At 71.3% G+C, this 11044-nt stretch carries 11 protein-coding genes; 7 read left to right on the top strand and 4 right to left on the bottom strand.

Going from position 1 to position 11044, the window contains the following annotated elements; genetic code table 11:
• Positions 1 to 209 precede the first annotated feature (209 nt).
• Positions 210 to 935 carry a ribonuclease PH gene (rph, locus tag ACE3PU_RS11855; RefSeq protein ID WP_374390002.1) on the bottom strand — a complete coding sequence of 242 codons (726 nt, stop codon included), beginning with the start codon at positions 933 to 935 and terminating at the stop codon, positions 210 to 212.
• An 83-nt stretch (positions 936 to 1018) separates the two neighbouring features.
• Here rph and hrcA point away from each other — a divergent pair, with 83 nt between their 5' ends.
• Both hrcA and grpE read left to right on the top strand, forming a co-directional pair.
• Positions 1019 to 2092 (top strand): heat-inducible transcriptional repressor HrcA, encoded by a 1074-nt coding sequence (hrcA, locus tag ACE3PU_RS11860; RefSeq protein ID WP_374390020.1) that lies wholly within the window; start codon positions 1019 to 1021, stop codon positions 2090 to 2092.
• A gap of 35 nt (positions 2093 to 2127) precedes the next feature.
• Positions 2128 to 2724, top strand: coding sequence for a nucleotide exchange factor GrpE (gene grpE, locus ACE3PU_RS11865; RefSeq protein ID WP_374390022.1), 597 nt, complete (start codon positions 2128 to 2130; stop codon positions 2722 to 2724).
• Positions 2725 to 2800: 76 nt separating this feature from the next.
• Here the strand turns inward: grpE and ACE3PU_RS11870 are convergent, their stop codons facing one another.
• Both ACE3PU_RS11870 and ACE3PU_RS11875 read right to left on the bottom strand, forming a co-directional pair.
• On the bottom strand, positions 2801 to 3700 hold the full coding sequence (locus tag ACE3PU_RS11870) for a dienelactone hydrolase family protein (protein ID WP_374390004.1): 900 nt from the start codon (positions 3698 to 3700) through the stop codon (positions 2801 to 2803).
• Between the two features lie 82 nt (positions 3701 to 3782).
• Positions 3783 to 4202 carry a (deoxy)nucleoside triphosphate pyrophosphohydrolase gene (locus tag ACE3PU_RS11875; RefSeq protein ID WP_374390006.1) on the bottom strand — a complete coding sequence of 140 codons (420 nt, stop codon included), beginning with the start codon at positions 4200 to 4202 and terminating at the stop codon, positions 3783 to 3785.
• 97 nt (positions 4203 to 4299) lie between these two features.
• Between ACE3PU_RS11875 and ACE3PU_RS11880 the strand changes: the two genes are divergently transcribed.
• On the top strand, positions 4300 to 5181 hold the full coding sequence (locus tag ACE3PU_RS11880; RefSeq protein ID WP_374390008.1) for a RimK family alpha-L-glutamate ligase: 882 nt from the start codon (positions 4300 to 4302) through the stop codon (positions 5179 to 5181).
• On the opposite strand, the gene ACE3PU_RS11885 is transcribed toward ACE3PU_RS11880, so the two are convergent.
• Complete coding sequence (locus ACE3PU_RS11885; protein ID WP_374390010.1) at positions 5170 to 6450, bottom strand: flavin monoamine oxidase family protein; 1281 nt, start codon at positions 6448 to 6450, stop codon at positions 5170 to 5172. The genes ACE3PU_RS11880 and ACE3PU_RS11885 overlap by 12 nt on opposite strands.
• Before the next feature lie 125 nt (positions 6451 to 6575).
• On the opposite strand from ACE3PU_RS11885, the gene ACE3PU_RS11890 reads away from it, so the two are divergent.
• The 4 genes from ACE3PU_RS11890 to ACE3PU_RS11905 all read left to right on the top strand — a co-directional run bounded on the left by ACE3PU_RS11890 (position 6576) and on the right by ACE3PU_RS11905 (position 10760).
• Positions 6576 to 7691, top strand: coding sequence for an HlyD family secretion protein (locus ACE3PU_RS11890; RefSeq protein WP_374390012.1), 1116 nt, complete (start codon positions 6576 to 6578; stop codon positions 7689 to 7691).
• Complete coding sequence (locus tag ACE3PU_RS11895; protein WP_374390014.1) at positions 7688 to 9292, top strand: DHA2 family efflux MFS transporter permease subunit; 1605 nt, start codon at positions 7688 to 7690, stop codon at positions 9290 to 9292. The genes ACE3PU_RS11890 and ACE3PU_RS11895 overlap by 4 nt, the downstream gene beginning before the upstream one ends.
• Positions 9292 to 9897 (top strand): TetR/AcrR family transcriptional regulator, encoded by a 606-nt coding sequence (locus ACE3PU_RS11900; protein WP_374390016.1) that lies wholly within the window; start codon positions 9292 to 9294, stop codon positions 9895 to 9897. Before ACE3PU_RS11895 ends, ACE3PU_RS11900 begins: the two co-directional genes overlap by 1 nt.
• 101 nt (positions 9898 to 9998) lie before the next feature.
• Positions 9999 to 10760 (top strand): creatininase family protein, encoded by a 762-nt coding sequence (locus ACE3PU_RS11905; protein ID WP_374390018.1) that lies wholly within the window; start codon positions 9999 to 10001, stop codon positions 10758 to 10760.
• Positions 10761 to 11044: the final 284 nt, after the last annotated feature.

Consider the following 11044-nt stretch of genomic DNA (forward strand, 5'->3'; position numbering starts at 1 on the left):
GCGACGGGCGTCGCGGACGGGGCGGCGGGCGCGGGCGCGGGCTCCGGCGCGGACGGCGCTGTTGGCTGCTGGCAGGCGGCCAACACCAGGGCCAGGGACAGGATCGGGGCGTAAACGGCGGCCTTCATGACGTCCTCACGGTCTGTGCGAGTGAAGAACGCCGCCCGCGCCGTCCGGCTCCGACCCAGCCCGGCCCGGCTTCGTCCGTCTCAGCGACGCGCCGCCTCCAGCGCCGCCTTCTGCAGGGCGAACAGTTCGCCGCAGCCGGTCTCGGCCAGCGAGAACAGCCGATCGAATTCGGCGCGCGAGAAGCCGCGCTTCTCGCCGGTGGCCTGGACCTCCACGATCTGACCGGCGCCGGTCAGGACGAAGTTGGAATCCGCCTCGGCCTCGGAATCCTCTTCATAGTCCAGGTCCAGCACCGGCACGCCGTCGCACACGCCGCACGACACCGCCGCCACCTGGTCCAGGATGGGATCGGCCTTCAGCACCCCTTCGTCGCGCAGGTAGTTGAGCGCCGAGGCCATGGCGACCCAGGCGCCGGTGATCGAGGCGGTGCGCGTGCCGCCGTCGGCCTGGATCACGTCGCAGTCCAGCACCACCTGCCGCTCGCCCAGCGCCTTCAGGTCGACGACGGCGCGCAGGCTGCGGCCGATCAGGCGCTGGATCTCCTGGGTGCGGCCCGTCTGCTTGCCCGCCGCGGCCTCGCGCCGGCCGCGCGTGTGGGTGGCGCGGGGCAGCATGCCGTATTCGGCCGTGACCCAGCCCTGGCCCTTGCCGCGCATCCAACCGGGTATGCTCTCCTCGACCGAGGCGGTGACCAGCACCTTGGTGTGGCCGAAGGTGATCAGGCACGAACCCTCGGCGTAGCGATTGACGCCGGTCTCGATGGTCACGGGACGCAGTTGATCGTCGGTGCGTTGCGAATGGCGCATGATCTGTCCTTGGAAGCGATGGCGGCGGTGCTTATCCTGAAACCGTGAGCCTGTATGCCCCGAAAAACCCGCCGTTCGACGGCGTGCAGTCCCCGAACCCGGCCCTGGCCGGGCTGGCGGGGCTGGACGCGCGCGCGCGCGACATCTTCCGGCGCATCGTCGAGAGCTATCTGGAGACGGGCGAGCCGGTGGGTTCGCGCACCCTGTCCCTGGGCGGCGTCGCCCTGTCGCCCGCCTCGATCCGCAACACCATGCAGGATCTGACGCTGGCGGGCCTGCTGGCCTCGCCCCACGCCTCCGCCGGGCGGATCCCCACCCATGCGGGCCTGCGGCTGTTCGTCGACGGCCTGCTGGAAATCGGCGACCTGAGCCAGGAGGAGCGGCGCGAGATCGACGGGCGCCTGGCCGGGCGGGGCCGCAACTTCGAGGCGGCGCTGGACGAGGCCTCCAACCTTCTGTCGGGCCTGGCGGGCGGCGCGGGCGTCGTGTCCAGCCCGGTGCGCGAAGCCGGGGTCAAGCACGTGGAGTTCGTGGCCCTGGGCGGCGACCAGGCGCTGGCGGTCATCGTCGCCGACGACGGCACGGTCGAGAACCGCATCATGAGCCTGTCGGCGGGGGTCACGCCCTCGACCCTGGCGGAGGCGTCGAACTTCCTCAACGCCCGCCTGCGGGGCCGTCCCTTCGCCGACGCCCGCCGGGAGATGACCCAGGAGCTGGAGGTCGCCCGTCGCGAACTGGACCAGACCGCCGCCCGCCTGGTCGAGGACGGCTTCGCCGCCTGGTCCGGCGGCCCGGATCGAGAGCGGGCCCTGATCGTGCGCGGCCGCGCCAATCTGCTGCAGGACGGCGAGGGCCTGGCGGACCTGGAGCGGGTCCGCGTCCTGTTCGACGACCTGGAGCAGAAGGAACAGCTGATCGGCCTGCTGGACGGGGTCGACGCCGCCCAGGGGGTGCGCATCTTCATCGGCGCCGAGACGCGCCTGTTTTCACTTTCGGGTTCCGCCGTGATCGCGGCGCCCTATATGAGCGGCCGACAGCGGGTTCTGGGCGCCATTGGCGTCATAGGGCCTGCGCGACTGAACTACGCCCGTGTCATTCCGTTGGTGGACTATACCGCCCGGGTGCTGGGCCGGATGCTGGACGGGAACGACAAGTGAGCGACAAGCCCCTTAACGACGAAGACTTCACCGAACTGGACGCCGATCAGGCCGAGGCCAACGCCGAGCACGGGCTGGACGCCCATCCGGGCGACGACCTGGCGCCGCTGGACGCCGTCATCGCCGAGCGGGACGAGTGGAAGGACCGCGCCCTGCGCGTCGCCGCCGAGATGGAGAACCTGAAGCGCCGGTCCGAGGCGCAGCAGAACGACGCCCGCGCCTTCGCCATCCAGCGTTTCGCCCGTGACCTGCTGGGCGTGTCCGACAATCTGGAGCGCGCCCTGATGGCCGCGCCCAACGACTCCGAAGGCGCCGCCGCCGGCCTGGTGACGGGTCTGGAAATGACCCACAAGGCCCTGCTGCAGGCCTTCGAGAGCAATGGCCTCAAGCGCGTGGCGCCCCAGGCGGGCGACGCCTTCGATCCCCACTTCCACCAGGCGATGATGGAGCAGCCGTCGGACACGGTTCCGGGCGGCGCCGTCCTGCAGACCATGCAGGCGGGCTTCGAACTGTTCGGCCGCACGGTGCGTCCCGCCATGGTGGTGGTCGCGGCCAAGGGCTCCGGCGCGCAGGCGGCCAATCCCTATGCGGCGGCGCCCGCCGCCGGCCAGGCCTTCGACGGCAAGGCCTAGGTTCTAGCGGAGATCGTCCCTCCGGGGCGTCCGCGGGGCGACGGAAGCACGATCACGGCTGGGCCGTGACCGGCCCCTAGCTCTTGAGCTTCGACGCGAACAGGGCGGTCAGCCGGTCCCAGCCGTCCTTGGCGTCGGCCGCCACATAGCTGGCGCGATAGTCGGCGTGGAAGCCGTGCGGCGCGTCGTCATAGACGACGATCTCCGACCCGGTCTGGCCGGCGCGGGCCAGGGCCTGGCGCATCTGTTCGACGCTGGCCAGGGGAATGCCCTGATCGCGCCCGCCGTACAGCCCCAGCACCGGCGCCTTGAGGTCGGCCGCCACATCGACCGGCCAGGGCTGGCCCGCCGAGACCTGCGCCGGCGAGGCGTCCGGCGCGGGCGCCAGCCGGCCGTACCAGGCCACGCCGGCGTCGATCGCGGCGAAGCGGGCGCAGGCCTGCCACACCACCTTGCCGCCCCAGCAGAAGCCGGTGATCCCGACCTTGTCGCTGTTGGCCCAAAGCTGCTGGCTGGCCCAGTCCAGGGTGGCGGCGATGTCGCCCATCACCTGCTCGTAGCCGGCGGCCGAGACGATCTGCATGATGCGCTGCATGTCCGCCAGCGGCGCCGGGTCCTCGACCCGGTTGAAGAAGGCCGGGGCGATGGCCGCATAGCCCTGCTTGGCCAGGCGGCGGCAGACGTCGCGGATATAGTCGTGAACGCCGAAGATCTCGGACGCCACGATCACGACGGGAAAGGGGCCCTCGCCCTCGGGGCGGGCGACATAGGCCGGAAGGGCGAAGCCGTCCGGCGCAGGATAGGTCACGGTCCCGGCGGTCAGGCCCGCCGCGTCGGTCACCACCGGTTCGGCCTCCTGGGCCAGGGCGGCGACGGCGTAGCCCGAGAACAACAGGCCGCCCAGGGCGCCCAGCGTGCGGCGGTTCAGCGTCAGGTCTTCGGCGGTCTGGCCTTCGGGACGGTTCAGGACGGGCATGGGGCGGCTCCGGCGTGGGGGACGGGCCGGACAGTGGAGCGCCCCCGCCGCCCCGTCCAGTCACGAAACGGCGCGGATCGCCTCACAGCAGGTCGCGCAGCCAGGCCACCAGCGGGTCGTCGGCCGGCGGCATCGGATAGTCGGCCAGCCGCTCCGGCCGGACCCAGGCCAGGGCGGAATGCTCGCGCGCCGTGACCACGCCCTCCCAGCGGCGGCACAGATAGAGCGGCATCAGCAGGTGAAAACCCTCATAGGCGTGGCTGGCGAAGACGAAGGGCGACAGGCACGATTCCGAGACTTCGATTCCCAGCTCCTCGCGCAGTTCGCGGATCAGGGCGGCCTCGGGCCGCTCGCCCGGCTCGACCTTGCCGCCCGGGAACTCCCACAGCCCCGCCAGTTGCTTGCCCTCGGGCCGCCTTGCGATCAGCACGCGGCCGTCCACGTCGATCAGGGCGACAGCCACGACCAGGACGGTGGGCAGGTTGGCGGGCGTGTCGGTCATGCGCGAATCTCCGGCGGGCCTTCACCCATAGGCGGGCGACCGGGTCGCGCAAAGCCTGGGGCGTTCCATCGGGCGGCGGGCTTGGCTATGAGGCCGCATGACCCGCATCGCCGTCCTGACGCCCAATCCCGAAGACACCTCCTACAGCGGCCAGTGGCCCCAGGTGCTGGAGCGGCTGACCGCCACCCTGGCCGCCGCCGGCGTGACGGCGGCGCCGACCCCGTGGACCGACCACGTCGAGGACGCCGCGGTCCTAGCCGCCTATCCGCTGGTCCTGCCGGTGATCGCCTGGGGCTATCACCGCGAGCACGCCCGCTGGCTGAAGGCGTGCGCGTGCTGGCAGGCGGCGGGAACGCGGCTGGCCAATCCGGCGAACGTGCTGGGCTGGAACTCCGACAAGACCTATCTGCGCCGCCTGGCCCAGCGCGGCGCCCCGATCCCGTCGACGCGCTGGGTCGATCGGGCGACGCCCGAGGCGGTCGCGGCCGCCTTCGCCGAGACGGGCGCCGAGCGTCTGGTGGTCAAGCCGACGGTCTCGGGCGGGGCCTGGCGGACGCTGCGCCTGTCGCCCGGCGAGGCGATGGACCAGCCGCCGGCCGGCGCGGCGATGATCCAGCCCTATCTGCCGTCCATCGAAAGCGAGGGCGAGACGTCGCTGCTGTTCTTCGGCCGCCGGTTCAGCCATGCGGTGAACAAGCGTCCCGTCGGCGGCGACTTCCGCATACAGGTTCAGTTCGGCGGTCAGTACCGCCCCGTCACGCCGCCCGACGAGGCCATGGCGCTGGCCGAAACCGTGCTGGCCGCCATCGACGAGCCGCTGCTCTACGCCCGGATCGACATGGCCCGCGACGCCGACGGCCGCTGGTTGCTGATGGAAGCGGAGCTGATCGAGCCGGACTTCTACCTGGGCCACGACCCCGCGGCCGGCGCCGGCTTCGCCCGCGCGGTGCGCGAGCGGCTGGACGCCTCAGCGGACTGAGCCCTTCAGCGCCGCCAGCGCCGCCTCGGCCGCGCGCTCGCCTTCCATCCAGGCGCCGTGGGCCGTGCCGTAATAGGTCGGGGCCGTCCCCTCGCCCGCCAGAAACAGCCGATCCTCGACGGACTGACGCAGCCGGGCGCGGTCGCCGGCGTGGCCCGGCAGGGCGTGGGAATAGGCCCCGCGCGAGAAGGGGTCGACGCCCCACTCCGTGGCGGCGACCAGAGACAGGCGCCGGCGCATCCCCGACCCCAACGCCGCCGCCAGCTCCGAAACGGCGAAATCGAACATCGCCGCCGGACCCTCCGCCTCCAGCCCCCAGGCCAGGTCGGCGCCGAAATAGGCCTCGATCATGGGCCGGCCGAAGGGACGCAGGTGGTAGCCGCCGGTCTGGGCCGTGTCGCGGCGCGTCCACAGCTGACTGTCGGGAGGAAAGTCCTCGGCGCCGTTCACCGTCATGTGGACCTTGGACGCCAGGCCCAGCGGCACGCCCGAGGCCGCCTCCAGCCAGGCGGGGACCGGCGGGTCGATCCGCACGGCCTCGCTGGCGATCAGGCTGTTGGGCGCGGTCAGGATGACGGCGCGGGCCTGAAGGCCGCCCCGGCGCGTCTCCAGCCGCAGGGTCGGCCCCGAACGATCGATGCGATATACGGCGCAGCCGGTCGCCGTGATCGATTCCAGCGGTCGGCCCAGCGCGGCGACCAGCCGCCCGTACCCCTCGCGCACCCGCCAGTTGACCCCCGTGTCGCCATAGGCGTCGTAGTCGAGGGTCGAGACCTCGGCGAAGCGCGCGCCGTTCAGGGCGCCGGAGATGGCGTCCATGCGCGGATTCCAGGGACTGTCCGGGTCGAACAGCTCGGCGGCGGGCCGGTCCTCGCCCCGCTGCGCCGCCTCGGCGACGCGCGTCTCGAAGGCGGCGAAGGCCGCGCCGAACGCCGCCAGCTCCTCGGGCGTCGTCTCGTGGTTGAACGCCTGGCTTCGCCAGGGCGGTTCGGTCCGGTCGATGGTCAGCCCCTCCGGCTCGACCAGACCCGCCAGCACATTGTCGTCGGCCGAGTGCAGCCAGCCGCAGCCCAGGTCCAGTCCTTCCCCCCGGAAGGGCAGGGTCAGCGCTCGGCCGCCGATGCGGTCGCGGGCCTCCAGCAACAGCACCGACAGCCCCGGCCGCCCCATCAGTTTGCGGGCGGCGCCTATGCCGGCGGCTCCGGCGCCGACGACGACGACGTCGACCTCTGCGGGCAGGGGCGTGGCGGCGGGAAGGGCGTCGGTCATGGGCGCAGACAACACACGGAAACACGGCGTGTTCCGCATCGCACAATTGCCCATTGATTTTTGGACGGCGGTGTCCATTTTAGCGCCGCTTCAAAACGTCGCACCCCTCCCCCGGATTGCCGCCCATGCCTGCTCAACTCAAGAAGCGCCTGCCGCTGATCGTCGCCGCCGTCGTGGGCGTGCTGCTCGTGGCGGGCGGCGTCGTCTGGTGGATCAACGGCCAGAGGTTCGAAAAGACCGACAACGCCTTCGTCCAGGCCGACACGACCAATGTCGCGCCCCAGTTGGCGGGTCGCGTGATCGAGGTCCTGGTCAGCGACAACCAGCGGGTCGAGGTCGGCCAGGTGCTGGTCCGGCTGGACGACGCGGACCAGCGCGCCCAGCTGGCGCAGGCCGAAGCCAATCTTCAGGCCGCCATCGCCGCGGTCGGCAACGTCGACGCCCAGGCCGAGCAGGAACAGGCCGCCATCGCCGCGCGCGCCGCCGCCGTGACCCAGGCCCGCGCCCAGGCCGACCTGGCCCGCGCCGAGGTCGAGCGTTACGGCAAGCTGGCCGAGCAGGGCTGGGTCTCGCAGCAGCGCATCCAGACCCAGCAGGCGACGGCCCAGACCGCCGCGGCCTCGGTCCAGCAGGCCCAGGCCGCCCTGGTCGCCGAACAGCGGACCGTCGGCGTCCTGGGCTCGACCCGCGAACAGGGCGTCGCCGCCGTCGAACAGGCCCGCGCCCGGCTGGAGGAGGCCCGCACCGCGCTGGAGCGCACCGTCATCCGCGCCCCCGTCGCCGGGGTCGTCGGCGCCCGCAGCGTCCGTGTCGGCCAGTACGTCAACGCCGGGGCGCAGCTGCTGTCGATCGTCCCGCTCAGCGACGCCTATGTGGTGGCCAACTTCAAGGAGACCCAGCTGGCCCGGATGCGCCTGGGCCAGGACGTCGAGATCACCGCCGACGCCTTCCCCGGCCAGGCCATCCACGGCCGCATCGACAGCTTCGCCCCGGCGACCGGCTCCGAGTTCGCCCTGATCCCGGTCGAGAACGCGACCGGCAACTTCACCAAGATCACCCAGCGCGTGCCGGTCCGCATCGTCGTCGCCCGCAACGAAGGCGGCCCCGATCAAGCGGGATTGGCCCTGCGCCCCGGCCTGTCGGTCGAGGTCAAGGTCGACCTGAAGAGCGAAGGCGGCCCCAGCTTCGCCGAGGCGGCCGTCGGCGCCCGGATGGCCTCCAACGAGGTGACGGGCCGGTGACCGCCGCCAGCCCCGCGGCGGACGGCGCGGCCCCGGCGAAAGGCCCTGTCGCCGGCCATCCCGAGATCAACTGGACCATGCTGCTGCTCGGCTTCGCCGGCATGGTGGTGGGCCAGTTCATGGCCATTCTGGACATCCAGATCGTCGCCGCCTCCCTGCCGCAGATCCAGGCCGGCGTCGGCGCCTCGGCGGACGAAATCAGCTGGATCCAGACCGCCTATCTGATCCCGGAAGTCGTCATGATCCCCCTGTCGGGCTTCCTGTCGCGACTGTGGGGCACCCAGCGGCTGTTCCTGGTCTCCTGCGCCGGCTTCGTGCTGATGAGCGTGGCGACCGGACTGTCGTCCTCGATCGAGACGATGATCCTCTTCCGCGCCATCCAGGGCTTCGTCGGCGGGGCCATGATCCCGACCGTCTTCGCCGTGGCCTTCACCGCCTTCCCGCCGGACAAGCGGGTGACGGCCAGCGTGGTCATGGGCCTGATCGTGACCCTGGCCCCGACCGTCGGGCCGACGCTGGGCGGTCACCTGACCGAATGGCTCAGCTGGCGCTGGCTGTTCTTCATCAATGTCGCGCCGGGCCTGCTGGTCCTGTTCCTGGTCGGGCGCTACGGAAACTTCGACAAGGGCGACCCCTCCCTGGCCAAGGGGTTCGACTGGTGGGGCCTGGGCCTGATGGCCGCCTTCCTGATGAGCATGCAGTTCGTCCTGGAGGAAGGCGCCAAGAACGACTGGTTCGACGACACACACATCCTGCTGCTGACGGTGGTCGCCGCCGTGGCCGGGCCCATCTTCATCTGGCGCTCGCTGACCTATCGCCAGCCCATCGTGGAGCTTCGGGCGTTCGCCAACCGCAACTTCCTGGTCGGCGTCGTCATGACCTTCATCGTCGGCTTCGCCCTGTTCGGCGGCACCTTCCTCCTGCCGCTGTTCCTGGGTCGGGTGCGTGAGTATTCGTCCGCCGAGGTCGGCACGACCATGGTGGTGTCCGGCCTGGCCATGTTCGCCACGGGGCCTTTCGCCGGGCGGCTGGTGCGAAAGCTGGACGCCCGCGTGCTGATGTTCGGCGGCTTCATGATGTGCGCCTGGGGCATGTGGGAGGCCCGGCTGGTCACCGACGAATGGGGCTTCTGGCAATTCGCCTCGGTCCAGGCCTTCCGCGGCGTCGGCGTGATGCTGGCGATGATCGCCTCGCAGCAGGTGACGATGTCGACCCTGCCGCCGCACATGGTCAAGAACGCCTCGGGCCTGGTGAACCTGTCGCGAAACGTCGGCGGCGCCTTCGGCCTGGCCATCCTGAACACCGGCCTGACCAGCAACACCGCCCTGCACATGGCCGAGCTGACCAGCGGCATCGACCAGTCGAACCAGGCCATGCGCGACATGATGGCCGGAATGACCCAGCGCTTCTCCGACTCGATCGATCCGGCCGGCGCAGCGATGCAGGCGGTCTATGGCCTTCTGCAGCGACAGGCGACGACCCTGGCGTTCGGGGACGCCTTCGCGCTGCTGGGCATCGGCTGCGCCTTCGCCGCCTTCGTCACCCTGATGGCCAAGCCGGTGAAGGCCCCGGCCGGCGCTCCGCCGTCGGATGTCCACTGATGGCCCGTCGCCAGGGACAGGTCGACGAGAAGAAGAGCGCCGCCATCCTGGACGCGGCCATGACCCTGTTCGCCGACAAGGGACTGGCGACCCGGATGGAAGAGATCGCGCGCCTGGCCGGCGTGTCGAAACAGACCGTCTACAACCGCTTCGCCTCCAAGCTGGAGATCGCCCAGGCGCTGGCGAACCGGCGCTCCGACGCCATCGCGGCCCCCCTGCGGAGCGATGGGGAACCGCAGGCGGTGCTGGAGACCCTGGCCCTTACCCTGCTGGAGAAGGTCTGCCACGCCGACAAGGTCGGCTCCATGCGCGGCGTCGCCCTGATGTCGGTCGAGGCGCCCGAGATCGCCCGCGCCGTCTACGACGCCGGCCCGCGCCGCAGCCTGAAGCTTCTCGCCGCCTGGCTGGCCGAACAGACGCGCAAGGGCCGTCTGGACGTCCCCGACCCCGAGGAAGCGGCCGAGATGTTCTCCGGCCTGGTGCTGGGCCACGGCCATCTGCGCGCCATGCTGGACGTGCCGCAGATCGCGCCGGAGCATCGCGCGGCCCGGGCGCGGGAAGCCGCGCGCGTCTTCGTGGCCGCCTATGCGTCCAAGGTTTCGTGATGCGGGCTATCCAGCCCGTCGTCTCCAGAACGTCATTCCGCGTTCGTCGCTACGCTCAGCCCCGGAATGACGTTATGAGGCGTGTCGCGTAAGGAGTCCCCATGCTGATCCATCTGTCGTCCTGGCCCGAGATCGACGCGCGGCTGAACGCCGGCCGTCCCCTGTCGAAGACGGTCGTCGTGCCGATCGGCTCCAATGAGCAGCACGGGCCGACCGGCCTTCTGGGCACCGACTGGCTGTGCCCGGAGATCATCGCCCACGCGGCGGAAAAGGCCGACGAGGCCCTGACCGTCGCCCCGACCTTCAACATTGGCATGGCCCAGCACCACCTGGCCTTCGCGGGCACGATCTCCCTGCGCCCCTCGACCTTCATGGCCGCCATCACCGACTGGGTCTCGTCGCTCAGCCGCCACGGCTTCGAGCGGATCTATTTCCTGAACGGCCACGGCGGCAATGTCGCCACCATCGAGGCGACCTTCTCCGAAATCTATTCCGAGTGGAGCTTCGTGGAGGAACAGCCGCCGTTCGTGCTGAAGCTGAAGAACTGGTGGGACCTGCCGGGCGTCCATGGCCTGTGCAGCGCGATCTTCCCGACCGGCCACGGCATGCACGCCACCCCGTCCGAGATCGCCGTGACCCAGGCCGCCTATCCCGACCGGATCAAGACGGCCGACTATTCGCCGAAGATTGCGCCGACGGGTCCGATCCGCGACGCCCTGGACTATCGCGCCCGCTTCCCCGACGGCCGCATCGGCTCGGACCCGGCCCAGGCCAGCCCCGAGAAGGGCCAGCGCATCATCGACGCCGCTGTCCCGGCCCTGTTGCGCGACGTCGCCGACTTCGCGAACGAGCAACGGCCCTGACCCGCTCCCGCTCCGGCGCCGTCCTGTCCCCGGCCGCCCGCGCGGCCGGGATCCAGGCCGAACTGCTGACCGCCTCGGCCCAGGTCATCGCCGCGCGCACCGCCATCATGGCCGACGGCCTGGCCAATCCCCTGAGCGCCGACATGGTCGAGATGTCGTTGATGGGCACGGAGAAGGCCGAGGCCCTGGCGGCCTCCGCCGGCGCCCTGGCCGGGCACGCGGGCGTCGCCGGCCAGCGGCTGACCCAGGCGGCCATGGCCGAGACCGGCCACGCCGCCGCCGCC

The organism is Brevundimonas sp. (assembly GCF_041911375.1).
Classification (GTDB): Bacteria; Pseudomonadota; Alphaproteobacteria; order Caulobacterales; family Caulobacteraceae; genus Brevundimonas.